General features: G+C 62.7%; 18 protein-coding genes and 3 tRNA genes. 11 read left to right on the top strand and 10 right to left on the bottom strand.

The features are described from left to right. The first annotated feature begins 91 nt into the window (after positions 1–91). From lon to KY495_RS21180, 6 genes are all read left to right on the top strand, one after another. Entirely contained in the window at positions 92–2497 is a 2406-nt protein-coding gene (gene lon, locus KY495_RS21205) for an endopeptidase La (protein WP_219881271.1), read from the top strand. A 135-nt stretch (positions 2498–2632) separates the two neighbouring features. Continuing rightward, a complete protein-coding gene (locus KY495_RS21200) occupies positions 2633–2905 on the top strand; it encodes an HU family DNA-binding protein (protein WP_219881270.1) in 273 nt (90 codons plus the stop codon). A 62-nt stretch (positions 2906–2967) separates the two neighbouring features. After that, a tRNA-Val gene (locus KY495_RS21195) sits at positions 2968–3043 on the top strand. 29 nt (positions 3044–3072) lie between these two features. After that, a tRNA-Asp gene (locus tag KY495_RS21190) sits at positions 3073–3149 on the top strand. A gap of 19 nt (positions 3150–3168) precedes the next feature. Continuing rightward, positions 3169–3245: transfer RNA gene (locus KY495_RS21185), tRNA-Asp, on the top strand. A gap of 82 nt (positions 3246–3327) precedes the next feature. Then, on the top strand, positions 3328–5244 hold the full coding sequence (locus KY495_RS21180) for a SurA N-terminal domain-containing protein (RefSeq protein WP_219881269.1): 1917 nt from the start codon (positions 3328–3330) through the stop codon (positions 5242–5244). A gap of 70 nt (positions 5245–5314) precedes the next feature. Here the strand turns inward: KY495_RS21180 and mnmH are convergent, their stop codons facing one another. Then, the gene (mnmH, locus tag KY495_RS21175; RefSeq protein WP_219881268.1) at positions 5315–6379 is read right to left on the bottom strand and encodes a tRNA 2-selenouridine(34) synthase MnmH; all 1065 of its coding nucleotides are present in this window, start codon (positions 6377–6379) and stop codon (positions 5315–5317) included. After that, positions 6376–6963: an arylesterase gene (locus KY495_RS21170; protein WP_229518403.1), complete on the bottom strand. Its 588-nt coding sequence runs from the start codon at positions 6961–6963 to the stop codon at positions 6376–6378. The genes mnmH and KY495_RS21170 overlap by 4 nt, the downstream gene beginning before the upstream one ends. A gap of 40 nt (positions 6964–7003) precedes the next feature. On the opposite strand from KY495_RS21170, the gene KY495_RS21165 reads away from it, so the two are divergent. Further along, positions 7004–7723 carry an ABC transporter ATP-binding protein gene (locus KY495_RS21165; RefSeq protein WP_229518402.1) on the top strand — a complete coding sequence of 240 codons (720 nt, stop codon included), beginning with the start codon at positions 7004–7006 and terminating at the stop codon, positions 7721–7723. On the opposite strand, the gene KY495_RS21160 is transcribed toward KY495_RS21165, so the two are convergent. Beyond that, complete coding sequence (locus tag KY495_RS21160) at positions 7720–9192, bottom strand: NAD(P)H-hydrate dehydratase (protein ID WP_219881265.1); 1473 nt, start codon at positions 9190–9192, stop codon at positions 7720–7722. The two genes, KY495_RS21165 and KY495_RS21160, sit on opposite strands and share 4 nt — an antisense overlap. Positions 9193–9261: 69 nt before the next feature. On the opposite strand from KY495_RS21160, the gene KY495_RS21155 reads away from it, so the two are divergent. Both KY495_RS21155 and KY495_RS21150 read left to right on the top strand, forming a co-directional pair. Continuing rightward, positions 9262–12870 carry a hydantoinase B/oxoprolinase family protein gene (locus KY495_RS21155; protein WP_219881264.1) on the top strand — a complete coding sequence of 1203 codons (3609 nt, stop codon included), beginning with the start codon at positions 9262–9264 and terminating at the stop codon, positions 12868–12870. Positions 12871–13064: 194 nt separating this feature from the next. Beyond that, a complete protein-coding gene (locus KY495_RS21150; RefSeq protein WP_219881263.1) occupies positions 13065–13721 on the top strand; it encodes a hypothetical protein in 657 nt (218 codons plus the stop codon). A 42-nt stretch (positions 13722–13763) separates the two neighbouring features. Here KY495_RS21150 and KY495_RS21145 read toward each other — a convergent pair whose 3' ends face one another. Next, positions 13764–15389, bottom strand: coding sequence for a tetratricopeptide repeat protein (locus KY495_RS21145; RefSeq protein WP_219881262.1), 1626 nt, complete (start codon positions 15387–15389; stop codon positions 13764–13766). A 214-nt stretch (positions 15390–15603) separates the two neighbouring features. Between KY495_RS21145 and purL the strand changes: the two genes are divergently transcribed. After that, on the top strand, positions 15604–19650 hold the full coding sequence (gene purL, locus KY495_RS21140; RefSeq protein WP_219881261.1) for a phosphoribosylformylglycinamidine synthase: 4047 nt from the start codon (positions 15604–15606) through the stop codon (positions 19648–19650). Positions 19651–19927: 277 nt separating this feature from the next. Here purL and KY495_RS21135 read toward each other — a convergent pair whose 3' ends face one another. The 6 genes from KY495_RS21135 to KY495_RS21110 form a co-directional block, all read right to left on the bottom strand. Further along, positions 19928–20707 (bottom strand): peptidylprolyl isomerase, encoded by a 780-nt coding sequence (locus KY495_RS21135; RefSeq protein ID WP_219881260.1) that lies wholly within the window; start codon positions 20705–20707, stop codon positions 19928–19930. Between the two features lie 66 nt (positions 20708–20773). Further along, positions 20774–21553 carry a peptidyl-prolyl cis-trans isomerase gene (locus tag KY495_RS21130; protein ID WP_219881259.1) on the bottom strand — a complete coding sequence of 260 codons (780 nt, stop codon included), beginning with the start codon at positions 21551–21553 and terminating at the stop codon, positions 20774–20776. Positions 21554–21662: 109 nt separating this feature from the next. Further along, the gene (locus tag KY495_RS21125) at positions 21663–21938 is read right to left on the bottom strand and encodes a BolA family transcriptional regulator (protein WP_219881258.1); all 276 of its coding nucleotides are present in this window, start codon (positions 21936–21938) and stop codon (positions 21663–21665) included. Further along, a complete protein-coding gene (locus KY495_RS21120) occupies positions 21935–22600 on the bottom strand; it encodes a septation protein A (RefSeq protein ID WP_219881257.1) in 666 nt (221 codons plus the stop codon). Before KY495_RS21120 ends, KY495_RS21125 begins: the two co-directional genes overlap by 4 nt. A 3-nt stretch (positions 22601–22603) precedes the next feature. After that, positions 22604–22999 (bottom strand): peptide-methionine (R)-S-oxide reductase MsrB, encoded by a 396-nt coding sequence (msrB, locus tag KY495_RS21115; protein ID WP_219881256.1) that lies wholly within the window; start codon positions 22997–22999, stop codon positions 22604–22606. A gap of 28 nt (positions 23000–23027) precedes the next feature. Continuing rightward, positions 23028–24527 (bottom strand): YdiU family protein, encoded by a 1500-nt coding sequence (locus tag KY495_RS21110; RefSeq protein ID WP_374041015.1) that lies wholly within the window; start codon positions 24525–24527, stop codon positions 23028–23030. A 188-nt stretch (positions 24528–24715) separates the two neighbouring features. Between KY495_RS21110 and KY495_RS21105 the strand changes: the two genes are divergently transcribed. After that, positions 24716–26368 (top strand): 3-(methylthio)propionyl-CoA ligase, encoded by a 1653-nt coding sequence (locus KY495_RS21105; protein WP_307728214.1) that lies wholly within the window; start codon positions 24716–24718, stop codon positions 26366–26368. Positions 26369–26438: the final 70 nt, after the last annotated feature.

Below are 26438 nucleotides of genomic sequence, written 5' to 3'. Positions count from 1 at the left end.
AACCGCTTATAGAAAATATTTTTCATTTTCCGGTCTTGTGTTTGGGCATTTTGTGCCAACATCATACACACGCTTTTCTATAAGGTATGCCATGACAACTTCCAAATTAACCGAGCAAACGACGCTGCCATTACTGCCGTTGCGCGACGTGGTCGTCTTCCCGCATATGGTGATACCACTGTTCGTCGGCCGTCCGAAGTCGATCAAGGCGCTTGAAGCAGCCATGGAACAGGGCAAGAGCATCATGCTGGCCGCGCAAAAAGCCGCCGCCAAAGACGAGCCATCGGCAACCGACATCTACGAGATCGGTTGCGTGGCCAATATTCTCCAGATGCTTAAACTTCCCGACGGCACCGTCAAGGTCCTGGTCGAGGGAGCACAGCGTGCGCGCATCAATCACATCAGCGATGCGCCGGCGCACTTCATGGCGGACATCACGCCCCTCGATTCTGAAATCGGCGACGACTCCGAAGTCGAGGCCATGCGCCGCGCCATCGTCCAGCAGTTCGACCAGTACGTCAAACTGAACAAGAAGATCCCTCCCGAGATCCTCGCCTCGCTGGCGGGCATTGACGACGCAGGCCGCCTGGCCGACACCGTCGCGGCCCACCTGCCGCTCAAGCTCGAGCAAAAGCAGGTGATCCTGGAGATCTTCAACGTTGCCAAGCGCCTCGAGCACCTGCTCGGCCAGCTCGAAGGCGAACTCGATATCCTGCAAGTGGAAAAGCGCATCCGCGGCCGCGTCAAGCGCCAGATGGAAAAGTCGCAGCGCGAGTACTACCTGAACGAGCAGGTCAAGGCCATCCAGAAGGAGCTGGGCGAGGGCGAAGACGGCGCCGACATCGATGAACTGGAAAAGAAGGTCATCGCCGCCAAGATGCCGAAGGAAGCCCTGGACAAGGCCAACAACGAGATCAAGAAGCTCAAGCTGATGTCGCCCATGTCGGCAGAAGCGACCGTGGTGCGCAACTACATCGACACCCTGGTCAACCTGCCTTGGAAGAAGAAGTCCAAGGTCAACAACGACCTGGAAAATGCCGAGAAGGTGCTCGAGGGCGACCACTATGGCCTCGACAAGGTCAAGGAACGCATCCTGGAATACCTCGCGGTGCAGCAGCGCGTCGACAAGCTCAAGGCGCCGATCCTGTGCTTCGTCGGTCCTCCGGGCGTGGGCAAGACGTCGCTTGGCCAGTCGATCGCCAAGGCCACCAACCGCAAGTTCGTGCGCATGGCCCTGGGCGGCGTGCGCGATGAAGCCGAGATCCGCGGCCACCGCCGTACCTACATCGGCTCCATGCCGGGCAAGGTGCTGCAGTCGCTGGCCAAGGTCGGCGTGCGCAACCCGCTGTTCCTGCTCGACGAGATCGACAAGATGGGCGCGGACTTCCGCGGCGATCCGTCATCGGCCCTGCTCGAGGTGCTGGACCCGGAACAGAACCACACGTTCTCGGACCACTATATTGAAGTGGACTTCGACCTGTCGGATGTGATGTTCGTGGCGACCTCGAACTCGTACAACATCCCGCCGGCGCTGCTCGACCGCATGGAAGTGATTCGCCTGTCCGGCTACACCGAAGACGAGAAGACCAGCATTGCGCAGCGCTACCTGCTGCCCAAGCAGATCCGCGCCAATGGTCTCAAGGATGGCGAGATCACGGTGGAAGAGGGGGCCATTCGCGCCATCATCCGCTACTACACCCGCGAAGCCGGTGTCCGTTCGCTCGAGCGCGAAGTGTCGAAGATCTGCCGCAAGGTGGTCAAGATGCTGTTGCTGAAAAAATCGGACAAGCAGGTCACGGTCACCGAAGAGAACATCGACAAGTTCCTCGGCGTGCGCCGCTACGACTTTGGCGTGGCCGAGAAAGAAAACCAGATCGGCCAGGTGGTCGGCCTGGCCTGGACCGAAGTCGGTGGCGACCTGCTGACCATCGAAGCGATGCAGATGCCCGGCAAGGGCGCCGTGGTACGCACCGGTACCCTGGGCGACGTGATGAAGGAGTCGATTGAAGCGGCGCGCACGGTGGTACGCTCGCGCGCCAACCGCCTGGGCATCAAGAATGACGTGTTTGAAAAGGCCGACATTCATATCCACGTGCCGGAAGGTGCAACGCCCAAGGATGGTCCATCGGCCGGTATCGCGATGACGACGGCACTGGTGTCGGTGTTTACCGGCATTCCCGTGCGCGCCGATGTCGCAATGACGGGCGAGATCACGCTGCGCGGCGAAGTGCTGCCGATCGGCGGGCTGAAAGAGAAGCTGCTGGCAGCGCACCGCGGCGGCATCAAGACGGTCCTGATCCCGGAGCAGAACGTGAAAGACCTGGCCGACATTCCGGACAATGTGAAAAACAAGCTGGAAATCGTGCCGGTGCGCTGGATCGACAAGGTGCTGGAAGTGGCGCTCGAGCGTCAGCCAACCCCGGTGGTGGAAGCGCCGCCGGTGGTGGCCGCGCCCAATGTCGACGGTGCCGCAGGCAGCGACGTGGTCAAGCACTGATCTGCAACTGTCGCGTAACAAAACAGGCGTCCTCGTGGCGCCTGTTTTTATTTGCGCTTGACACTTAATGTGGCCGATTGTTTAATACGCTGCTGCGGTATTTTCCCACCGCAATTATCCAGCAATGAGGCACATGTGAACAAAACAGAATTGATTGAAGAAATCGCGAAGTCGGCAGACATCACCAAGGCTTCCGCGACGCGCGCGCTGGACGCCGTCCTGGAAGCTGTCACCACGAGCTTGCGTAACAACGACAGCGTCACCCTGGTTGGCTTTGGCACCTTCTCGGTCGGCGAGCGCGCCGCCCGCACGGGCCGCAATCCGCGCACCAAGGAAGCGATCAAGATCGCTGCCGCCAAAGTTCCTAAATTTAAAGCTGGCAAAGCGCTCAAGGATGCAGTAAACTAATTGCCTTCGGTGAGGTGACAATCACTGAAAGATGTTTGGAGGCACCCGGTTGTTGTCTGATCGGGCGCTTAGCTCAGTTGGTAGAGCGGAGCCCTTACAAGGCTTAGGTCGGGAGTTCGAGCCTCTCAGCGCCCACCACCAAACACAGCAGTACCCGTATTTTTTTGGGAGCGGTAGTTCAGTTGGTTAGAATACCGGCCTGTCACGTCGGGGGTCGCGGGTTCGAGTCCCGTCCGCTCCGCCAAAAAATACACCAGAATTCTGGAGTGGTAGTTCAGTTGGTTAGAATACCGGCCTGTCACGTCGGGGGTCGCGGGTTCGAGTCCCGTCCGCTCCGCCAATATGAAGAAGAAAAAGGGCGAACGAGAGTTCGCCTTTTTTTTCGCTTGCGTGTTAATGGCTTTTTTTGAATTGGTCAGCCCATGTTTGAATTTATTCGCTCGCATAAAAAATGGATGCAGCTTCTGCTGGTCTTGTTTATTGCCCCTTCGTTCATTCTGGTCGGTGTCAGCGAATATGGCAGTGGTGGTGGTGCTGGCGCGGCGGAAGTCGCCATTGTCGGCGGCAAGAAAATCACCCAGCAGGAGTGGGAAGAGGCGCAGCGCCAGGAAATCGACAATGCGCGTCGCCGCGCCGGTAACGATTTCGACCCGAAAGTGCTGGAAACGCCCGCCGCCAAGCAGCAGATCCTGGAAAATCTGGTGGCAGAGCGCGCCATTGACGCGGAACTGCGCAAGAGCCACCTGACCGTTCCTGACGAAACCGTCATCAAGCAGGTGCGGGAAATCGACGCATTCAAGAAGGCCGACGGCAGCTTCGACATGGAGCAGTACAAGACGCTGCTGGCCGCCCAGGGCATGAGCCCGATCATGTTCCAGGAACGCATGCGCCGTGACCTCGCGCTGCAGCAGCTCTCCGGCGCCATCCAGGCCACCGCCTTTGCGCCGCGTACCGTGGCCGCGCGCCTGTCCGACATCAGCGAGCAGGAACGCGAAGTGCAGGAAATCCTGTTCCCGGTCGCCCAATATCTGCCGCAAGTGCAGGTGACCGATGCCATGGTCAAGGCTTACTACGACAAGAACGCGTCGCTGTTCCAGATTCCGGAGCAGGTCAAGGCCGAGTACCTGGTATTTGATTCCTCGGTGGTGGAAAAGCAGGTCAGCGTCACCGACGAAGAAGCGGCCGAGTACTACGCCAAGAACAAGAGCAGCTTCACCACCAAGGAGCAGCGCAATGCCAGCCACATCCTGGTTGCCGTGAGCCCCGGCGCGAGCGCTGCCGACAAGGCCGCGGCCAAGGCCCGTGCTGCCGCCATCCTGGCCGAAGTGCAGCAGGCGCCGGCCCAGTTTGCCGATATCGCGCGTGCCAAATCGGACGACAAGGAATCGGGCGCCAACGGCGGCGATCTCGGTGCCCTTGCGCCTGGCGTGCTGCCGGCGCCGGTGGAAGCGACCATTTCCAAGCTCAAGCAGGGCGAGATCAGCGGCCTGGTCGAGTCGGAATTCGGTTACCACATCGTCACTGTCACGAGCGTAAAGCCGGAATCGGTCAAGTCGTTTGAAGAAGCGAAAGAGCAGATCCTGGCCGAAGTAAAGAAGCAGAAGATGTCGAAGAAGTACACCGAGCTGGTCGAACAGTTCAACAATCTCGTGTACGAGCAGTCGGACAGCCTCAAGCCTGCCGCCGACAAGCTGGGCATGGAGATCAAGACCGCCGAGAACCTGACCCGCACGCCATCGCCGGCACTGGGTGACGCGCCGTTCAACAACGCCAAGTTCCTCACCGCTCTGTTTTCTGCCGATTCGCTGAAGAATAAGCGGAATACGGAAGCCATCGAAGTGGCGCCAACCGTGCTGATCGCAGGCCGCGTGGTCGAGTACAAGCCGGCCGCCAAGCGTCCATTGGCCGAAGTCGAGGCGGTGATCCGCCAGCGCGTGGCCCAGGAAGAAGCCGTCAGGCTGGCAAAGCAGGCCGGTGAAGCGAAAATGGCCGCGGCCAAGGCTGCCGGCGACGCTGCCGGTTTCGGCGAAGTGAAGGTGCTGAGCCGCTCCAAGGCGCCCACCATTGCACCGGCCGCTGCCCTGGCAGTGCTGAAGGCCGATGTGAGCAAGCTGCCCGCATATGTCGGCGTGGACGTGCCCGGCGTAGGCTACGGCGTGTACCGCATCGGCAAGGTCAGCCAGCCGGCACAGCCAAACATGGCACGCCGCGCCCAGGACCTGGAAGAAATCAGCGGCGCTGTGGCGCAGGGCGAGATCTACAGCTATGTCAAGGCGCTGGAAGCGAAGGCAGAGGCGAAAATCACCGCCAAGCCGGCAGCGGCCGCTGATGTGAAGTAGATTCACGCCAGACCAACAAAAAACCCGGCCTTGGCCGGGTTTTTTTTTTGCCTGCGATGCGCCGAGGGGCCTAGCCTGCGTGCTGCCCGTGCAGCGCGGTGGCAGCAGCCATGAAGTCACTACTGCCGATGTCGGGCAGCTCCACGATCTGGGCCTGCCCGAACTGGATGAAGTTGCGGTCGATCGAGCGCACATAGGCAGGATCGTAATGATCTGCCAGCAGCTCTTCGACGAGGTTGGGCATCTGGCCACTGTTGGCCAACTGGTGCCAGCGGTCGATCTTGTCGCGCCCGTGCAGCTTGACCAGGCAATCGAGCTGGGTGTTGAGGGTCTCCGGGCTGTTCGTGAAATGCTCGTAGTCTTCCATCAGGAGGCGCACCCGGTTTTGGCGCGACAGATTGAGCGACACGCAAGGCGACTGCCGCATTTTTTCCATCACCGCGCCCGGCACCCGCAGGTTGCCCACCTTTTTGCTTTCCGACTCCACGAACACGGGCCGCGCAGGATCGAACTTGCGCAGTGCCTGCCAGATCAGCGTTTCAAACATCTTTTGCGAAGGCTGCGGCTGGGACGGCAGGTTGCCCAGCACCGATCCCCGGTGCGCCGCCAGCTTTTCCAGGTCCAGCACCTGCGCGCCGATGGACGCGAGCACCTCCAGCAGCCGGCTCTTGCCGCTGCCCGTCGTCCCGCAAATGACCCGGAAATCGTGGCGTGGCGGGTCCTCCAGCGCAGAACTGACATGCGCCCGATACGCCTTGTAGCCACCATCGAGCTGAATGGCGGGCCAGCCAATCTTGGCCAGGACATGGGCAAGTGAACCGCTGCGATTGCCGCCGCGCCAGCAGTAGACCAGCGGCTTCCAGTCGCGCGGCTTGTCCAGCCACAGCGTCTCGATATGGCGGGCGATATTTTTTGACACCAGCGCCGCGCCGATCTTTTTTGCTTCGAACGCGTTCACCTGCTTGTAGGTGGTGCCAACGAGGATGCGCTCTTCGTCATTGAGCACCGGGCAGTTGATGGCGCCGGGAATATGGTCGAGGGCGTACTCCGATTCGCTGCGGGCATCGATGATGCAGTCGAACTGCTCCAGCTCGGGCAGCACGTGCATGAAATTGACCAGCGCCGGATACTTCATGGCGCCTTCACCAGTGCGACAAAATGCGGCCAGATATTGTTAAGGATGATCGGGTGCGCAGCGGCGGCAGGGTGGAGCCGGTCGGACTGGAACAGCGCCGGCTTTTCAGCCACGCCTTCGAGCATGAACGGCACCAGCGGTGATTTGTAATGGGTCGCCAGCTTCTTGTACATGCCAAAAAAGCTCTCGGTGTATGCACGGCCATAATTGGGCGGCATGCGCATGCCCACCAGCAGCACGCGCGCCTTGTTCTTGTGCGATTGTTCGATCATCGCCCGCAGATTCGCTTCCGAGGCCGCCACCGGCTGGCCGCGCAGGCCGTCGTTGGCCCCCAGTTCGATCACCACCACGTCCGGCTTGTGCTGCGAGAGCAGGGCAGGCAGGCGTGCGCGCCCGCCGCTGGTGGTCTCGCCGCTGATGCTGGCGTTGAGGATGGTGGCCTCGATCTTTTCCTTCTGCAGCCGCTTTTCCAGCAGTGACACCCAGCCTTCGCCGCGATTGAGGCCATATTCGGCCGACAGGCTGTCGCCAAGCACGAGAACCTTTTTTGGTGCAGAATGGGCGCTCGCCGAGGCGGCAAGCATGAGCAATCCGCAGATCGTCCATTTTTTGAGATTACCAAGCATGCGTGACATTTCAGACGCTTCCAATAGTGAGGTTACCAAACCGCTAACTGCGCGGCCCGCCATCGAGGTGGTCGACCTGTCGAAACGGGTCGCCGACGCCAGTGGCGAACTGACGATCCTGCATAGCGTCGATTTTACAGTGCAACCGGCCGAGACGCTTGCCATCGTGGGCGCCTCCGGATCCGGCAAGTCCACGCTGCTCGGTCTTCTGGCCGGTCTTGACACACCGTCAAGCGGCAAGGTGGTGCTGGCCGGCCAGGATATCTTTGCACTCGATGAAGATGGCCGCGCCACGCTGCGCAAGGAAAAACTGGGCTTCGTATTCCAGTCGTTCCAGCTGCTGGCCCACCTGAACGCACTCGAAAACGTGATGCTGCCGATGGAGCTGCGCGGCGAGGCAGATGCCAGGGAAAAGGCGGCTGCCATGCTGGGCCGGGTGGGGCTGTCGAGTCGCCTGAAGCACTATCCCAAATACCTGTCCGGCGGCGAACAGCAGCGCGTCGCGCTGGCGCGTGCCTTCGTCACCGAGCCGCCGATGCTGTTTGCAGATGAACCGACCGGCAGCCTGGATGCCGCTACCGGCGAAGCGGTCATCCAGCTCATGTTTGAACTGAACCGCGAACGCGGCTCCACGCTGGTGCTGGTCACGCACGACCCGTCCATCGCGGCGCGCTGCGGCCGCACCATCACCATTGCAGCGGGCCGCCTGGTCTCCTAACGCAGCAGGCGGTTAAGCACCTTGCGCATCGCCGCCGGCAATTCGCCGGCGGTCAGGCCCACCGGTCCTGTTCCCCCTGCCACCAGGTCATCCGCCGCCTGGCCATGAATCCACACCGCTCCCAGTGCCGCCTCCCACGCAGGCCAGCCCTGCGCCAGCAGGCTGCCGCACAGGCCCGCCAGCACATCGCCCGTGCCACCGGTGGCCAGCCCCGGATTGCCGGTCCCGTTGATGACGGCCCGCCCGCCGGCATCGGCAATCACGCTGCCCGAACCTTTGAGGACCACGACGGCATGCATGCGCGCGGCAATTTCGCGCGCCGCCGCCAGCCTGTCTGCCTGCACCACGGGCGCCGTCACGCCCAGCAGGCGTGCCGCTTCCAGGGGATGGGGAGTAACGATGGTGGGGCCCACGCGCGCTGACGCGCGGCCCAGAAGGTCAGGGCTGGCGCCAACAAGGTTGATGGCGTCGGCGTCGAGCACGGCCGGCCCGGCCCCGTCCAGGACCTTGGCAAGCAGGCCAATGGCGGACGCACCGGCGCCCATGCCGCATCCCGCCACCACCGTGCAGCCGCTGAAATTGACCTCCGCGGCCGTGCGAAACATGATCTCGGGCTGCATGCTGTCGTATGCCGGTGCCGGGCCAAGTGCGGCCACCATCACCCGTCCGGCACCGCCGTACAGCGCGCCCCGTGCAGCCAGCACTGCCGCGCCGCCCATGCCTTGGGCGCCGCCCAGTACTGCGACATCGCCAAAGCTGCCCTTGTGCGAGTCATGGCGCCGGGCTTGGCATGCATGGGCAAACAGTGCCGGTTCGTTCAGGTGCGTGGCCGTCGACGGGAGCAGGGCGGGGTCGATATCGAGGGCCGCCACCGTCACCAGAGCCGCATGATCGCGCCCGGCAAAGGTGTGCAGGCCCGGTTTGTCGCCAATGAACGTGATGGTATGGCTGGCCACGATGGCCACGCCGTCAGGGCCGATGACGGCGCCGGTGTCCGCATCCAGACCCGAAGGCACATCGAGCGCGAGCACCTGGCAGTCCAATGCATTGACCGCCAGCGCCAGCTCCCTTGCCCGGCCTTCGAGCGGACGGGCAAGGCCAATGCCAAACAGGCCGTCGATGACCAGCGCCCACTGTCCGCCGCAGTCCATCTCCTGCGCAAACTGGACATGGCCGGCCCGGGCGCGCGCCAGCGCCTGCGCGGTTTCAGCGGACACCTGGCCGCCCCCGGCGCAATGAATAACGGTGACGGCGCGTCCGAGCAACGCCAGGTTGGCGGCCGCTTCAAGGGCGTCGCCGCCATTGTTGCCAGGACCGGCGAGCACCAGTACCGGCCCGCCGGCGGCCATGTCCGCAGCCAGATTGCTCGCTGCCTGGCCGGCGCGCTGCATCAGGGTCCCCGGCGGCAGGCTCGCCGCCGCAGCTTGTTCGATCGCGCGGATTTCGGCGACGCTGTACAAAGGTCTCATAACATTTCCACATCAGGTTTCGGCCGGGCCGCACTACAATAAGGACTTGATCACATTGAGGGAGCGGGCATGGACTGGCAATTCTGGATCGATCGTGGCGGCACATTTACCGATATCGTCGCGCGCCGCCCCGATGGCCAGCTGGTCACGCACAAGCTGCTGTCGGAAAATCCCGAGCAATACCGCGATGCCGCAGTGGCCGGCATCCGGCACCTGCTTGGCCTGGCTCCCGGTGCCCCGATTCCCGTGACTGCCATCGAAGCGGTCAAGATGGGTACCACCGTGGCCACCAATGCGCTGCTCGAACGCAAGGGCGAACCGACGGCGCTGGCGATCACGCGCGGCTTTCGCGACGCCTTGCGCATAGCGTACCAGAATCGGCCCCGCCTGTTCGACCGCCATATCGTGCTGCCCGAGCTGCTCTACAGCCGCGTGGTGGAGATTGACGAACGCATGGGCGCGCACGGCGAGGTGGTGCAGCCGCTGGACGAAGCGGGGCTGCGGGTCCAGCTCCAGGCACTGCATGACCAGGGCCTGCGCAGTCTGGCCATCGTGTTCATGCACGGCTATCGCTACCATGCGCATGAAGCGGCGGCAGCCCGTATCGCGCGTGACATCGGTTTTACCCAGGTATCGGTATCGCACCAGACCAGTCCCCTGATGAAACTGGTCGCGCGCGGCGACACTACGGTGGTGGACGCCTACCTGTCGCCCATCCTGCGCCGCTACGTTGACCAGGTGGCCGGGCAACTGCCTGGCGTGCAGCTGCAGTTCATGCAGTCGAGTGGTGGTCTGACCAACGCGCACACCTTCCAGGGCAAGGACAGTATCCTGTCCGGACCCGCGGGCGGAATCGTCGGCATGGTGCGCGCCAGCCAGCTGGCCGGCTATGAGCGCGTGATCGGGTTCGACATGGGCGGCACGTCCACCGATGTGTCGCACTTTTCCGGCGAGTTCGAGCGCGTGTTCGAGACCCAGGTGGCCGGTGTGCGCATGCGCGCTCCGATGATGAGCATTCATACGGTGGCCGCCGGCGGCGGCTCGATCCTGCATTTCGATGGCAGCCGCTATCGCGTGGGACCTGACAGCGCCGGCGCCAATCCGGGGCCGGCCAGTTACCGCCGCGGCGGCCCGCTTGCGGTCACCGACTGCAATGTCATGCTGGGCAAGCTGCAGCCGGCGCATTTTCCGGCCGTGTTCGGGCCGCATGCCGACCAGCCGCTCGACCCGGACGCGGTGCGCGAACAATTCACGGTCATGGCAGCGCAAATTGGCGAGGCGACCGGCAGCGTGCCCCTGCCAGAAGAAGTGGCCGATGGCTTCATCCAGATCGCGGTGGGCAATATGGCCAACGCCATCAAGCAGATTTCAGTGCAGCGCGGGCATGACGTGACGCAGTACGTGCTGACCAGTTTTGGCGGCGCGGGAGGCCAGCACGCCTGCCTGGTGGCCGATGCACTGGGCATGACGACGGTGTTCGTCCACTCGCTGGCCGGCGTCATGTCGGCCTACGGCATGGGCCTGGCGGACCAGGGCGCGATGCGCGAAGCGGCCGTGGAAGAGCGCCTTGACAGCCTGGCACCGGGTGCGCTCGAAGCCCGGCTCGATGCCCTGGGCGAAGCGGCTCGTGCCGAGCTTGCGGGCCAGGGGGTGGCGCCAGGACGCATCCAGCTGCTGCAGCGCGTCCACCTGCGCTACGAAGGCACCGATTCTGCCATCGTGGTGCCGTTCGCCGACCCGGCGGGCATGCAGCAGCAGTTTGAAGCGGCCTACCGGAAGCGCTTTTCCTTCCTGATGGCCGCACGCGGCCTAATCGTGGAGGCAGTGTCCGTGGAGGCAATCGGCATGGCCGACGCGCCCGCGGAACAGGTGCGCGCCGGCGCGCGGGCCGCAGCTGCTCCGCCGCCGCAGCCGGAGCAGCGGGTGCCGATGTACGCGGCCGGCCAGTGGCACCAGAGCGGCATCTACCCGCGGGCGTCATTGCACATTGGTGACGTCATCGCCGGCCCGGCCATCATCGCCGAGGACAATGCCACCACCGTGGTGGAGCCAGGCTGGCAGGCGGTGGTCACGCCGCACGATCACATTGTCATGACGCGGGTGCAGGCGCTGCCCGCGCGGCGCGCCATCGGCACCACGGCCGATCCTGTGATGCTGGAAATCTTCAACAACCTGTTCATGTCGATTGCCGAGCAAATGGGCCTGCGGCTGCAGAACACGGCATACTCGGTCAATATCAAGGAGCGCCTCGATTTCAGCTGCGCGATCTTTGACGCAGCCGGCAACCTGATCGCCAATGCGCCGCATATGCCGGTGCACCTGGGATCCATGGGCGAGAGCATCAAGACCGTCATGACGGCAAACGCCGGGCGCATGCACAGCGGCGACGTGTTCATGCTCAACGACCCGTATCACGGCGGCACCCACCTGCCCGACGTCACCGTCATCACGCCCGTCTTCGATGAAGCCGGCGCCGGTATCCTGTTCTATGTCGGCTCGCGCGGCCACCACGCCGACATTGGCGGGACCACGCCCGGGTCGATGCCGCCGGACTCGGTCAGCATCGAGGAAGAGGGCGTATTGATCAACAATTTCAAGCTCGTTGACGGCGCCGACCACCTGCTGCGCGACGCCGAGGCCCGGGCCCTGTTGACTGGCGCGCGCTACCCGGCGCGCAATCCCGACCAGAACATGGCCGATCTGCGGGCGCAGGTGGCGGCCAACCAGAAGGGCGTGGAGGAATTACGCAAGATGGTCGCGCACTTCGGGCTGGACGTGGTGCAGGCCTACATGGGGCACGTGCAGGACAACGCCGAAGAAGCGGTGCGGCGCGTGATCACGGCGCTCAAGGATGGCAGCTTCACCTGCCCGCTGGACAACGGCGCCCGCATCCAGGTCGCGATCCGGGTCGACCGCGCCGCGCGCAGCGCCGAAATCGACTTCACCGGCACCTCGCCGCAGCTGTCCAACAATTTCAACGCGCCTTCCGCAGTGTGCATGGCGGCCGTGCTGTACGTGTTTCGCACCCTGGTCAATGACGACATTCCTCTCAATGCCGGCTGTCTCAAGCCCCTGCGCGTGATCATTCCCGCCGGTTCCATGCTCAATCCCCATTACCCGGCCTCGGTCGTGTCGGGCAATGTGGAAACCTCGACCTGCATCACCAACGCCCTGTATGGCGCGCTGGGCGTCATGGCCGCTTCGCAGGGAACCATGAACAACTTCACCTTCGGTAACGAGAAATACCAGTACTACGAGACGATTTCCGGCGGCTCCGGTGCCGGCGATGGTTTTGACGGCACGGACGTGGTGCAGACCAACATGACCAATTCGCGCCTGACCGACCCGGAGATCCTGGAGTTCCGCTTCCCGGTCCGGCTCGACAGCTACGAAATCCGGCACGGCTCCGGTGGCGGCGGCAAGTGGCGAGGCGGCAATGGCGGCATCCGCAAGGTGCGCTTTCTGGAGCCCATGACGGCCGCCATTCTCTCCAACAACCGTATCCACGCCCCGTTCGGCATGGCCGGCGGCCAGCCGGGTGCCACCGGCATCAACCGCGTCCTGCGCGCCGATGGCAGCGAAGAGCAGCTGGCCCATATCGGCAAGACGGCCATGGCGCCGGGCGACGTGTTCGTGATTGAAACCCCGGGCGGGGGCGGTTTCGGCACGGTGCCGTGAGGCGTGCAGCCGTACGCTGCAAGTTTGTAAAATTGGCTACACTATCGCCATTCACCGTTATCACAGGGTAGATTTTGGACCAGACCGACCGCCTTTCCTCGTCAAAAAGCGAACCCAGCCTGGATTCGGTGGACGCCTTCGGCGTTCCGCCTCCCGGCGCGCCAGTGGCGGGACAACCGGCTGACACAGCGGACATGCCGGCGTGGCTGAACAAGCGCAACGAGGATCTTGCCGAGCCTCGCTGGAAGCGTGTGGTCTTGTGGGTGGGGGCTTTGGGCGTGGCCGTGGCCCTTGGCGCCGTGGGCGGCCAGTGGCTGTTGCGCGAACATCGGGCCGAGAGCCTCACACAGATCAGGCAGCTGGGGGTGCAGACTGAGCAGGCGAATGCGCAAGCGCGGCAGCGGGGCACCCAGGCGCCGGCGACCCCGGCACCGGCGCTGCCGCCGCGTCCGGCCAGTTCCTTGCCTCCGCTGGTCTTGCTGCCGCCGGAGCAGGGTGGCAAGCCGCCGGCCAATCCCGCTGCCGCGCAGCAGCAAGGCGGCGCGGCAAGCACGGCCGGGACCATGGCCGGGGCGCCCGCGCCGTCGGCACCTGCGGCCGCCAACGCCGCAGAGCGCGGCGCCGCCAGTGCCGCGCCGGCCAAGGCTGCCGTGAAACCGGCGGCCAAACCTGCGGTAAAAAAGAAGAGCGCGCCTAAACGCGCCGCTGCCAAGCCCGTGCGCAAGAAAGTGCAGGGCAGGACACTGCCGCCGCCGCGCGAACGGGCTGCCGAGTTTGAGGAAGTTCCAGTAAGAAAATGTATTCCCGGCGAGCTGGCGCGCGAATGCGAAGCGCGTCTCAAGCGTCGCTGACACCGGGCAGCCGGCGCCGCCCGGGCCGGCCGGCGCCGGTCGTCAGACCGCCATGCCGTACTTGCGCTTGGTAGCGAGATAAGTCTCGTTCACCTTGGCAAGCTCGGGATGCTTGTAGTCGAGCTGGCGGATATTGTCGATCTGGCGCGCCCAGACTTCGCCCAGCTGGTGGTCCCAGCCCAGCTCATCGAGCTGGCGCCCGATCCCCTTGGCCAGCGCCACCATCACTTCCAGGCTTCCCGGACTCTTGTGCAGCGCCTCGAGCAGGGTCTGCACCGCGCCCTTGAGGTCGCCCATATTGGTTTTTTCGTTGGCCACCCCGATCAGTTCATTCGATTGCTGCCTGAGCTGGACTGTCATGCCTTCGGCCAGGTCTGCCCGCCCGGCTTTCTGGAACACGGCCATGGCTTGCTGCATCGTGACGCCGCTGTTGACATCATTCATGACCGCCAGCATGACGTCGGACGCCTCCTTGTCCAGCTTGCTCGTCAGGCAGCTCCTGGCCAGCCCGATCTTGAGCTCGCTCGACAGGCCCGCGGCGCTCCGGACGCCTTGTACGGCAGTGCCCAGCTCGCTGACCATGGCCGCATTGTTGCCCGCCGCCTGGTGCAGCATGGCCGTGGTAATGGCGCGGCAGACATCGGTGTTGGGATTGCCGCGCAAGGACTTTTCCATGTCGCGGATGACGGCACTGGCTTGCGCCGGGTCCCCCTTCTTGATGAGCGTCTTGACCAGGTTGACGTGATCTTCGGGATTGCGGAACTCCGAATACTTTGCCTTGGCCACCACCGTCTTGAACGATTTTTCGGCCGCGGCCACGTCCCCGGCTTCGAGCGCCACTTCGCCCAGGCGGCGCAAACGCCGTACCACGTGCGGGGAAATCGCCACGGCGTTTTCCAGGATGCGCTGCGCGCCCTGGGCGTCGCCGGCCGCCTCGCGGCAGCGCGCCAGCAAATCGTAGGCAGCCATCATCTTGGGATTGTCTGCCACCAGCCGCGCGAGCACTTCCTGGGCCTCCTCGGTACGCCCCTGGGCAAACAGGGTGCGCCCAAGACCAAGCTGGGCCCAGCCGATGGGTTTTGCGTCCAGAACGGCCTTGTACAGCGCTTCGGCTTCGGCCAGTTCGTTCAGGCTCACATGCAATTCGGCGCGCAGGCGCACAAAATCGCTCGCGTAGCGCGGATGGGCCGTTTCGCCCGCGGCGCACAGCTTGATCGCTTCGCGTGGATTGTTCTGGCCAATTTGCTGGTAGGCCGGCAGGAAGGCGTTGCGCCGCTCGATGGCGCGCGCAATGCGCCCGGACAGCACATCGACCGTGAACGGCTTGAGGATGTAGTCGGTCGGCGCCAGTTCGGCCGCGCTCACCACCTTGCTGTAGACGCCCTCGGACGTGATCATGATGAAAATGGTGAGCAGGCCGATGAGCTTGTGGTGGCGCAGGTCCTCAAGCAGCTGCTGGCCATCCTGGCCGTCAGTGCCGCCACCGAGATCGTATTCGCACAGGATGATGTCGTAGGAGCGCTTGGACAGCTGCTTGATGGCCGTGCCCGAACTGACGGCAAACTCGATCTTGGTGATGTCGGCCAGATTGAGCATGTTCTGCAGGCTGCCGCGCATACCGGGATTGGGGTCGATGACCAGGACCGACAGGTTGCTGTTCTCTTGCATGCTTCTCGCTCTCGAATCACTCATACCATTCACTTATAGAAGGTAACGGCATTCTTGTCAAAGACTTGACAGCGTACGGGACACAAATGCCGGAAAAACCCGCTTGCAGTCGGCCGGCCGCAACGCTCGCTGACGATGGTGCAACGCGGTATAATACCGGCCTAAAGGTTTCCACTTTAACCCGCAGCCACGCTGCATCAACCACCTCCCAACCATGTTGATTCTGCCGGGTTCCAATGCCCTGTCCGCATTTCGTAGCCAACGCCTCCTGACCCAACTGCAAGCAGTCGCGCCCGCGATTGTGGGTGTTCGGGCCCGCTTTTACCATTTCATCGATGCCAGCGTCCCCCTCTCCGGGCAAGACCAGGCCAGGCTGGAAGCCATGCTCACCTACGGCGAGCCATTCGATGGCAGCGGTGCCGATGGCGCGACCGAGGCATTCTTTGTCATCCCGCGCCTCGGTACCATTTCGCCATGGGCGTCCAAGGCAACCGACATCGCGCACAACTGCGGCATGGCCCACATCCGCCGCATCGAACGCGGCGTGGCCTACACGGTGGTGCTGAAAAGCGGGCTGCTGGGCACCAGCCTGGGGGCCGCCAGGCACCTGTCGGAGAGTGAAACCGACGCGGTGGCCGCGCTCCTGCATGACCGCATGACCGAAAGTGTACTGCGCAGCGCCGATGATGCGGTGCACCTGTTCCGCGAGCTCGAAGCGAAGCCGTTTGAGTCGATCGACGTGATCGGCGCAGGCAGGCACGCGCTGGAAAAGGCCAACACGGACCTGGGCCTGGCCATGTCGGAAGACGAAATCGATTATCTGCTCGAAGCCTTCACGCGCGCCAGCCGCAACCCGACCGACGTCGAACTGATGATGTTCGCGCAGGCTAACAGCGAGCATTGCCGCCACAAGATCTTCAACGCCGACTGGATTGTGGACGGCCAGGCGCAGGACAAGTCCCTGTTCCAGATGATCAAAAACACCCACCAGCTCCAGCCCAAGGGCACGATCGTCGCCTACAGCGATAATTCGTCCATCATGGAAGGCGCGACCGTCACGCGCTTCTACCCGCGCGGCGACCAGCACGAATACGCGGCGTCGTCGGAACTGACGCACACGCTGATGAAGGTGGAAACGCACAACCACCCCACGGCCATTTCACCGTTCCCCGGCGCCTCCACCGGCGCCGGCGGCGAGATCCGCGACGAAGGCGCAACCGGCCGCGGCGCCAAGCCAAAGGCAGGCCTGACCGGCTTTACCGTGTCCAACCTGATGCTACCGGACGCCGTGCGGCCATGGGAGAACGCGGCCAGCGTTACGGCCGGCGCTGCCGCGCGCGCCAGCGCGCCTGCGTACGGCAAGCCGGACCGCATTGCCTCGCCCCTGCAGATCATGATCGAGGGCCCCCTGGGCGGCGCCGCCTTCAGCAACGAGTTTGGCCGTCCGGTCCTGGGCGGCTACTTCCGCACCTATGAACAGAACGTGGGCCGCCTGGTCGCAGGCGCCCCGGACACCGTGTATGGCTACCACAAGCCGATCATGATCGCCGGAGGCATCGGCAACATCTCCGGCCAGCACACCCACAAGAACGACATCCCGGTGGGCAGCCTGCTGGTACAGCTGGGCGGCCCCGGCATGCGCATCGGCATGGGCGGCAGCGCCGCATCATCCATGGCCACCGGTACCAACACCGCCGACCTGGATTTCGATTCGGTCCAGCGCGGCAATCCCGAAATGGAGCGGCGCGCGCAGGAAGTGATCAACCGCTGCTGGCAAATGGGCGCGGACAATCCCATCATCTCGATCCACGACGTGGGCGCGGGTGGCCTGTCCAACGCCTTTCCCGAAATTACCAATGACGCCAAGCGCGGTGCGATTTTCGACCTGCGCAAGATACCGCTGGAAGAAAGCGGCATGGCGCCAAAGGAAATCTGGAGCAATGAGTCGCAGGAACGCTATGTGCTGGCCATCGCGCCGGAAAACCTGGCGCTGTTTACCGCCATGTGCGAGCGCGAGCGCTGCCTGTTTGCGCCGGTGGGCGTGGCAACCGAGGAACGCCAGCTCAAGCTGATCGACCCGGAGCAGGGCAACTACCCGGTCGACATGCCAATGGATGTTTTGCTCGGCAAACCGCCCAAGATGCAGCGCGATGCGCACCGCGTCCACAACGACTTCCCGCCGGTCGAGCTCACCGGCCTGGAACTGGGCGATGTGGCCCGCCGCGTGCTGCTGCTGCCCACCGTGGGCGACAAGTCCTTCCTGATCACCATTGGCGACCGTACCGTGGGCGGCACCACGGTACGCGACCAGATGGTGGGCCCATGGCAGGTGCCGGTGGCCGATTGCGCCGTCACGGCGATGAGCTTCGAGGGTTATCTCGGCGAGGCGATGGCCATGGGCGAGCGCACGCCGCTGGCGGTGATCGACGCTGCTGCCTCGGGCCGCATGGCCGTGGGCGAGGCGGTGACCAACATCGCCGCTGCCGCAATTGGCGATATTTCGGACATCAAGCTGTCGGCCAACTGGATGGCGGCCTGCGGCCAGCCCGGCCAGGATGCCGCGCTGTTCGACACCGTCAAGGCAGTCGGCATGGACCTGTGCCCGGCCCTTGGCATCAGTATCCCGGTGGGCAAGGACTCGCTGTCGATGCGCACCACCTGGCGCGACCAGGATGAATCCAAGGCGGTGGTCTCGCCGGTGTCGCTGATTGTCTCCTCGTTTGCCCCCGTGACCGACATCCGCCGTTCGCTGACGCCGCAGCTCAAGACCGACAGCGGTGACACGGCCCTGATCCTGATCGACCTTGGACGGGGCAAGAACCGTCTTGGCGCCTCGGCACTGTCGCAGGTGACCCAGCAGCTGGGCAATGAGGTGCCGGACGTGGACAGCGCGGACGACCTGAAGGCCTTCTTTGGCGCCATCCAGCAGTTGAACCGGGACGGCAAGCTGCTGGCCTATCACGACCGCTCGGACGGCGGCCTGTTCGCCACCTTGTGCGAGATGGCATTCGCCGGCCGCACCGGCGTGACGGTCAACCTGGACATCCTCACGCTCGAAGGCGAGCACGCGGCCGACTGGGGCGACGCCAAGAACTGGACCGGCCAGGTGGCCGAACGGCGCAACGAGCTGACCCTGCGCGCCCTGTTCGCCGAAGAGCTGGGCGCCGTGATCCAGGTGCGTGCCGAGGACAAGACTGCCGTCATGAACGTGCTGCGCGATTTCAACCTGGGCGCCTGCAGCCACATCATCGGCAAGCTCAATGAGCGCAGCGCGATTGAACTGACGCGCGACGCAAAAGTCATCTACAGCGAACAACGCAGCGCGCTGCACCGCCTGTGGAGCGAAACGAGCTGGCGCATTGCGCGCCTGCGCGACAATCCGGCCTGCGCCGACAGCGAATACGACCGCCTGCTTGATGAAACCGATCCTGGCATTTCGCCCAAGATCACCTTCGACCTGGCAGACAATGTGGCGGCGCCGTTTTTGGCCACCGGCGTGCGTCCGCGCGTGGCAATCCTGCGCGAGCAGGGCGTCAATTCGCATATCGAGACAGCCTGGGTGATGCACCAGGCGGGCTTCACGGCCGTGGACGTGCACATGAGCGACCTGATTGCAGGCCGCGCCAAACTGGACGACTTCCAGGGCATGATCGCCGTGGGCGGCTTCTCATACGGGGACGTGCTGGGCGCGGGCGAAGGCTGGGCCAAGACCATCCTGTTCAATGAACAGCTGGCCGAGCAGTTTGCCCGCTTCTTCGCCCGCAGCGACAGCTTTGGCCTGGGCGTGTGCAATGGCTGCCAGATGATGAGCAACCTGAAATCAATCATCCCCGGTGCCCAGGCCTGGCCCAAGTTCACCCGCAACAAGTCCGAGCAGTTCGAGGCGCGCTTTGCGATGGTGGAAGTACTCGACTCGCCTTCCATCTTCTTCAATGGCATGGCTGGCACGCAGACGGCCATTGCGATCGCCCACGGCGAAGGTTTTGCCGATTTCTCGCAGACGGGCGACATTGGCGCAGTGGTCAAGTCGCTACGCTATGTCGATAACCGGGGCGAGGCCACCGAGCGTTATCCGTTCAATCCAAACGGCTCGCCCGCGGGCCTGACAGCGGTCACCACGGCCGATGGGCGCTTTACGGTCATGATGCCGCACGCGGAGCGGGTGTTCCGCACCGTGCAGCAATCCTGGCATCCAGAAGCGTGGGGCGAAGATTCGCCATGGATGCGCATGTTCCGCAATGCGCGGAAATGGGTGGGCTAGGCTCGCGGAAAGTTTGGCGCGGTACAGCTGGCGCAAGGTCGGGCCAGCTGGTCTGCAGCGCAGGTGAAACCTTCACGCTCACATTATTGGACGTCGAGGTATCGCGCTGCACACCATCAAGCGGATCAGGTTCGGCACGCGCCGATTCTGTTCGGCCCTGATCATGCGCCTGGCGCCGCCTTGTACCAGCGACGGCGGCATCGGCCATGCATGATCTGACGACAGACGTAAAAAAAAGCCGCCATTTTTAGTGGCGGCTTTTTTAATCCAACAACGATTACTTGATCGTCGCTTTCTTCATCAGCTCTTCGCGGAACTGGGCCAGCTTGCGCTGCTGCATCTGCTCCACGACCTGCTGCTTGACGTCGTCGAAAGCGGGGATCTTCGCTGCACGGCTGTCTTCGAGCTTGATGACGTGGTAGCCGAACTGGGTCTTGACCGGCACTTCGGTGATGGCGCCTTTTTTCAGTTCCACCATGGCCTTGGAAAATTCCGGCACGAAGTTGGCCGGGCTGGCCCAGTCGAGGTCGCCGCCGTTGGCTGCAGAGCCGTCCTTGGACTGCGCCTTGGCCAGGTCCTCGAACTTGCTGCCGGTCTTCAGCTTGGCGATCACGCCCTTGGCTTCTTCTTCGGTGGGTACCAGGATGTGGCGGGCATGGTATTCCTTGTCACCCATTTGCGACTTGTAACGCTCGTACTCGGCGCGCGCGTCGGCTTCCTTGACGGGATTCTTGCGCACGTAGTCCGCCAGCATGGCATTGATGATGATGCTCTGGCGCGCATTGTCCAGCGCAGCTTTTACATCCGCACGGGTGCCAAAACCTTGCTTGTCGGCTTCCTGGATCAGCACTTCGCGGTTGATCAGGTCACGCTTGATCGCATCGCGCAATTGTGGCGTATCGGTCTGCTTGCCTTGGGCAACGACTTGCTTGACGATGAGGTCAATTTTCGAGTTTGGAATCGGCTTGCCGTTCACCGTGGCGGCGACCTGGGCAAATGCAGGAGCGGCTGACAGGGCGACCAGGGCTACGATCAGACGGGCAGGCTTCAAAATCATTGTATCAATCCTATCAAATTTACAGACATGGCCCGGGCAAGGCACGGGCCGTCCTGAACGATCAACTTACTTAATCACGGCTTTCTTGAACAGCTCTTCCTGGTACGCCTGCAGCTTGCGCTGTTGCAGCGACTCGGTGATCTGCGGCTTCAGCTCTGCCAGCGCAGGAATCTTGGCCGGGCGCGTGTCGTCCACCTTGATCACGTGCCACCCGTTCTGGGTCTGCACCGGGGTCTGGGTCACTGCGCCTTTTTGCAGGCCGACGAAAGCATCAGCGAACGGCTTGGGGAACGACGAAGGCGTTGCCCAGTCAAGGTCGCCGCCGGAATTGGCCGAACCGGTATCCTTGGAGGTCTTGGCCAGGTCTTCGAACTTGGCGCCGGCCTTGAGCTTGGCGATCACGTCCTTGGCGGCGGCTTCCGTCTCGGTCAGGATATGGCGCACATGGTATTCCTTGTCGCCGTTCTGGGCCTTGAAGCGGTCATACTCGGCCTTGATTTCGGCTTCGCTAATGGGCTGCTTCTTGGCATGCTCGCGCATCATGGCGCTGACCACGATCTGCTGGCGCGCCGCTTCCAGCTGCTGCTTGACGAGCTCGTTCTTGTCGAAACCCTGCTTGACCGCTTCCTGCATCATGACTTCGCGGGCGATCAGGTCTTGCTTGATCGCTTCGCGCAGTTCCTTGGAATCCTGCTGCTGGCCCTGGGCCACGACCTGCTTGACGAAGTTATCCACGCGCGAAGTCGGGATTGGCTTGCCGTTGACCACGGCGGCGTTCTGGGCAAATGCAGGCATTGCAGCAACGGCGATCAGTGCTAACAGCAAGCGGGCTGGCTTAAAAGTCATTATGGATTTTCCTGAAGAAGACAGTTACTGGACAAAGTTTCGTTGAATTGTTTTTACTGGCGCTGCAATTGTCAGACAGATTTCTTAAGACACGCTGAACCCGCAAGGGCTACACTTCTGACGGTGCCAGCGCAGTGATGGCCAGGGCGTGGATCTCGCTGTGCATCATAGCGTGCACGGAATCATACACGAGTCGATGTCGCATGACGAGTCTCTGCCCCTCGAATTGGCTGGAGACAATTTTAAGCCGGTAATGCCCGCCGCCGGAGGCAGCACCGGCGTGGCCGGCGTGCAGGGCCGATTCATCGGTCAGTTCCAGCAGCGACGGCGCCAGCGCTTGCTGCAGCTGGGCGCGGATGCGTTCCATGCGGGTATCGGCGCTCATGCCTGGTCCTTGACGATCTTGTCGTCGGCCTTGTCGTCCTCCGCTTCGATGTATTTCGACAGCATCACCGTCTGGCCAATGATGAACACGAACATCAGCCCGGTAATGCCGAAGACCTTGAAGCTGACCCAGGCACTGGTATTGCCTTCAAAGATGACAAAGGCCACGAGCAGGTTGAGCACACCTAAGAACAGGAAGAATGCCGCCCACGACAGGCCCACCTTGCTCCAGACATCATCAGGCAGCTTGAGCTGCGATTCCATGGCTTCGCGCATGAGGTTCTTGCGAAATCCAAACTGGGCAATGAGCATGCCGAGCGCAAAGATCAGGTAGATCAGGGTCGGCTTCCACTTGATGAAATTGTCGTCATGCAGGTAGATGGTCAAGCCGCCGAAAATGGTGATGATGGCAAACGATACCCACAGCATGAGGTCGACCTTGCGGCCGCGCGCCTTGACGTAGGCAATCTGCAGCGTCGTGGCAAGGATCGCCACCACGGTCGCGAGCATGATCGGCGCCTGGTCCGGCTTGATGGTGCCGCCGGCGATCATGCCCCCCAGGTAGGTGGTGACCAGGCTGTGCGCGGTCGGCTCGAACACCTCGGCCAGCTTGAAGACCCCGAAAAAGAGCAGGATCGGGAAAAAGTCGAACAGAAATTTCATCGTTTAAGTAGGGTCGAACCGCAGGGAGGCGGAATTAATGCAATAACGTAAGCCTGTGGGCGGCGGCCCGTCGGGGAAGACATGTCCCAGGTGGGCGTCGCACACGGCACAGATAATTTCGGTGCGCAGCATACCATGCGTGCGGTCAACCTTCTCAATCACATTGGCCGGGTCGAGTGCCTTGAAGTAGCTGGGCCAGCCGCAGCCGGAATCGAACTTGGTGTCGGAGGCGAACAGGGGCGTATTGCAGCACACGCAAGTGTAGATGCCGTGCTCGTGGTGATCCCAGAATTCCCCGGTAAAGGCGCGCTCGGTGGCAGCGTGGCGCGTGACCTGGTATTGCATGGGGTCGAGCATGGCGCGCCATTCGGCGTCGCTCTTGGTAACTTTGTCTGTCATGGTCGCTTTCTGTGATGATGCGGTCGGTTCAGGAAGAGCAGCTTACCTCAAGGTGACTGGCCCAGTCCGGTGGCAGGGCGGCGTAGGCTTCGTGCTCGTGCTGCTCGTCAAAGGGATGTTCGAGGATGGCCAGCAGCTTTGCCACCTCTGAAAAATCCTTTTTCTGGGCTTTTTCGATGGCCACCTGGGCCAGGTAGTTGCGCAGTACGTACTTGGGATTGACGCCATCCATGGCGCGGCGGCGGGCAATGTCGTTGCGGCTTTCCATGCGCAATCGCGTGCGGTAGGCGGCGGCCCAGGTGTCGAAGGCGTCGCGGTCGATGAACAGGTCGCGCACGGGCGCGTCCAGCTCCGGCTGCTCCACCTGCAGCATGCCGAGGCGGCGGAAAAACTGCGTAAAGTCGACATGGGTGGCCTGCAGCAGTGCAAACATGTCGGCAAACAGCTGGTGGTCGTCGTCGCGCACCAGTTCCAGCCCCAGCTTGGCGTGCAGCAGTTCGTCGATCTTGGCGGCGAAGGCGGGCTCGTACACGGCCAGCGCTTCCTGCGCGTCTTCCAAGCTGCCAATCAAGGGCAGCAGCGCCTGGCCCAGCGCGAAGCAGTTCCAGTGCCCGATCTGGGGCTGGTTGGCATACGAATAGCGGCCTTGCTGGTCGGTATGGTTGCAGATGTGCTGGGAATCAAAGGCTTCCATAAAGCCGAATGGCCCGTAGTCCAGGGTCAGGCCCAGGATGGACATGTTGTCGGTGTTCATCACGCCATGCATGAATCCCACCGCCTGCCAGTGCGCAATCATGTGCGCGGTGCGGCGCGACACTTCCGCCAGCAGCGATGTGTACGGGTTGGAGTCGCCCGCCAGCTCCGGGTAGAACGTGTTGATGACGTAATCGGCCAGCGTGCGCAATTGCTCCGGCTTGTCGCGGTAAAACCAGTGCTCGAAGGAGCCAAAGCGCACGAAACTGGGCGCCATGCGCGTGCAGACGGCCGATGTTTCCACCGTTTCGCGCATCACGCCCTGGTCCGAGCCGGTAATCATGAGCGCGCGCGTGGTAGGAATGTTGAGCGCAGCCATCGCCTCCGAACACAAAAACTCCCGGATGGACGAGCGCAGCACGGCCCGGCCATCGCCCATGCGGGAATAGGGCGTCATGCCGGCCCCCTTGAGCTGCAATTCCATGGGCCCTTGCGGTCCTGCCAGTTCCCCCAGCAAGATGGCGCGCCCATCGCCAAGCTGCCCGGCCCACACGCCAAACTGATGGCCCGAATAGACTGCCGACAGGGGCGCGGCGCGCGTGGGCACCGTGTTGCCCGTAAAGACAGCAACATAATCGTCGCCCGCCAAATCGGCTGCTGTCAGGCCGACCAGCTGTGCGGCCCGGGCGCTGGCTGCCACAAAGTAGGGCTCGCGCAGCGGTGTAGGCATGAGGCGGGTATAAAACGCCGGCGGCAGTTCCGCGAACGAATTCTCAAAAGGCAGGTCGATGGCAGTAATGGCAGTTCCAGTTGCGGTGGCTAGTGATGCGCTGATTTTACCGTAAGGACCAAAAACGGTTCGTTCGCGAAAAACCACCGGATGTCGGCTGCAATTGCACTGAAAAAGTGCGAAAGAGGGTTCCCCGCGCAGCTTGTTGCACCGCACCATCGAAAAGCATTGACTGTTTTAGCACGGTCGTACGAAACTGATCATTCCTACCGCAATGCGTTACAGGAGAGTCGATGACGTCATACCAGGCAAGTCCGTTGATGGGCCAGATGATGAGCCAGCCATTGCTCATTTCCAGCATTCTCGAATTCGCAGCCAAGCACTATCCCACTACCGAAATTGTGTCGCGCCGGGTTGAGGGCGACATGCACCGATATACCTACCGCGACTGCCACGACCGGGCCAGGAAATTGGCCAATGTCCTTCAGGATCTGGGCGTGACCATGGGCGAACGGGTGGCGACCCTGGCCTGGAATGGCTACCGCCACATGGAGCTGTATTACGCTGTCTCCGGTTCCGGCGCGGTGCTGCATACGATCAATCCGCGCCTGCACCCCGAGCAGCTGGCCTACATCTGCAACCATGCGCAAGACCAGTACCTGTTCTTTGACCTCACCTTCCTGCCGCTGATTGAAGCCATTGCCGCGCACTGCAAGAGCGTCAAGGGCTTTGTGCTCATGGCCGAACGCGACCGCATGCCGCAGGAGAGCAAGATCGCCAATCTGCTGTGCTATGAAGAACTCATGGCCGGCAGTTCGGACCAATACCAGTGGCCCGTGTTTGACGAAAATGCTGCCGCATCCCTGTGCTACACGTCCGGCACCACGGGCAATCCCAAGGGTGCGCTGTACTCCCACCGTTCGACCGTGCTGCACGCCTATGGTTCGGCCATGCCGAACGCGCTGAACGTGTCGGCGGCCGATACGGTGCTGCCGGTGGTGCCGATGTTCCACGTCAATGCCTGGGGCCTTCCGTATTCGGTCCTGCTGTCCGGCGCCAAGATGGTGTACCCGGGCGCCGCGCTCGACGGCAAGTCGCTGTACGAACTGTTTGAAGCCGAAGGCGTGACATTCTCGGCCGGCGTGCCCACCGTGTGGCTGGGCCTGGTAAATCATGCACTGCAAAACAATCTCAAGTTTTCCACGTTCCGCCGCACCGTCATTGGCGGCTCGGCCTGTCCGCCGGCCATGATGGACACCCTCATCGACAAGCTCGACGTGCAAGTCATCCACGCCTGGGGCATGACGGAAATGTCGCCGCTGGGAACGGCGGGCGGCTTGCAGGCCAAGCATTTGTCGCTGCCCAAGGAAGAACAGCGCAAGATCCTGCAAAAGCAGGGCCATGCCGTCTTTGGTGTGGACATGAAAATTGTCGACGACAGCGGCAAGGAATTGCCTTGGGACGGGACCACCTATGGCCACCTGCTGGTCAAGGGGCCGTGGATCATCAGCAGCTACTTCAAGAACGAGGGTGGCGACGTGCTCCAGGATGGCTGGTTCCCGACCGGCGACGTGGCCACCATTGATGCCGACGGCTACATGCAGATCACCGACCGCAGCAAGGATGTGATCAAGTCCGGCGGCGAATGGATTGGCACCATCGACCTGGAAAACATCGCCATGGCGCATCCGGCCGTGCTGCAGGCTGCCTGCGTGGGGATCGCCCATCCAAAATGGGATGAACGTCCGCTGCTGGTGGTGATCAAACGTCCGGGCCAGGAAGTCACGCGCGACGAGCTGATCGCATTCTTTGAAGGAAAAATCGCCAAGTTCTGGACGCCGGACGACGTTGTCTTTGTCGACGCGCTGCCCATGGGCGCCACCGGCAAGGTGCAAAAGAACAAGCTGCGTGAACAGTTCAAGGAGCACAAGCTGGCGACAGCCTAGCGTACCGTTTTTGCGTTTCATGAAGGGCAGCACTTCGCTGCAGTGGGCATAGACCCAGTTTAGAAAATAG

This window comes from Massilia sp. PAMC28688 (assembly GCF_019443445.1).
GTDB lineage: Bacteria > Pseudomonadota > Gammaproteobacteria > Burkholderiales > Burkholderiaceae_D > Telluria_A.
The sequence above is the reverse complement of the archived record's forward strand: the minus strand, read 5'-3'. Positions and strand labels throughout refer to the sequence as shown.

What these genes read in the sequence shown, in the direction of transcription:
- lon (WP_219881271.1), top strand. Translation starts at nt 92, where the DNA reads ATGACAACTTCCAAATTAACCGAGCAAACGACGCTGCCATTACTGCCG.
- KY495_RS21180 (WP_219881269.1), top strand. Translation starts at nt 3,328, where the DNA reads ATGTTTGAATTTATTCGCTCGCATAAAAAATGGATGCAGCTTCTGCTG.
- mnmH (WP_219881268.1), bottom strand. Translation starts at nt 6,379, where the DNA reads ATGAAGTATCCGGCGCTGGTCAATTTCATGCACGTGCTGCCCGAGCTG.
- KY495_RS21170 (WP_229518403.1), bottom strand. Translation starts at nt 6,963, where the DNA reads ATGCTTGCCGCCTCGGCGAGCGCCCATTCTGCACCAAAAAAGGTTCTC.
- KY495_RS21165 (WP_229518402.1), top strand. Translation starts at nt 7,004, where the DNA reads ATGCGTGACATTTCAGACGCTTCCAATAGTGAGGTTACCAAACCGCTA.
- KY495_RS21160 (WP_219881265.1), bottom strand. Translation starts at nt 9,192, where the DNA reads ATGAGACCTTTGTACAGCGTCGCCGAAATCCGCGCGATCGAACAAGCT.
- KY495_RS21155 (WP_219881264.1), top strand. Translation starts at nt 9,262, where the DNA reads ATGGACTGGCAATTCTGGATCGATCGTGGCGGCACATTTACCGATATC.
- KY495_RS21150 (WP_219881263.1), top strand. Translation starts at nt 13,065, where the DNA reads ATGCCGGCGTGGCTGAACAAGCGCAACGAGGATCTTGCCGAGCCTCGC.
- KY495_RS21145 (WP_219881262.1), bottom strand. Translation starts at nt 15,389, where the DNA reads ATGCAAGAGAACAGCAACCTGTCGGTCCTGGTCATCGACCCCAATCCC.
- purL (WP_219881261.1), top strand. Translation starts at nt 15,604, where the DNA reads ATGTTGATTCTGCCGGGTTCCAATGCCCTGTCCGCATTTCGTAGCCAA.
- KY495_RS21135 (WP_219881260.1), bottom strand. Translation starts at nt 20,707, where the DNA reads ATGATTTTGAAGCCTGCCCGTCTGATCGTAGCCCTGGTCGCCCTGTCA.
- KY495_RS21130 (WP_219881259.1), bottom strand. Translation starts at nt 21,553, where the DNA reads ATGACTTTTAAGCCAGCCCGCTTGCTGTTAGCACTGATCGCCGTTGCT.
- KY495_RS21125 (WP_219881258.1), bottom strand. Translation starts at nt 21,938, where the DNA reads ATGAGCGCCGATACCCGCATGGAACGCATCCGCGCCCAGCTGCAGCAA.
- KY495_RS21120 (WP_219881257.1), bottom strand. Translation starts at nt 22,600, where the DNA reads ATGAAATTTCTGTTCGACTTTTTCCCGATCCTGCTCTTTTTCGGGGTC.
- msrB (WP_219881256.1), bottom strand. Translation starts at nt 22,999, where the DNA reads ATGACAGACAAAGTTACCAAGAGCGACGCCGAATGGCGCGCCATGCTC.
- KY495_RS21105 (WP_307728214.1), top strand. Translation starts at nt 24,716, where the DNA reads ATGACGTCATACCAGGCAAGTCCGTTGATGGGCCAGATGATGAGCCAG.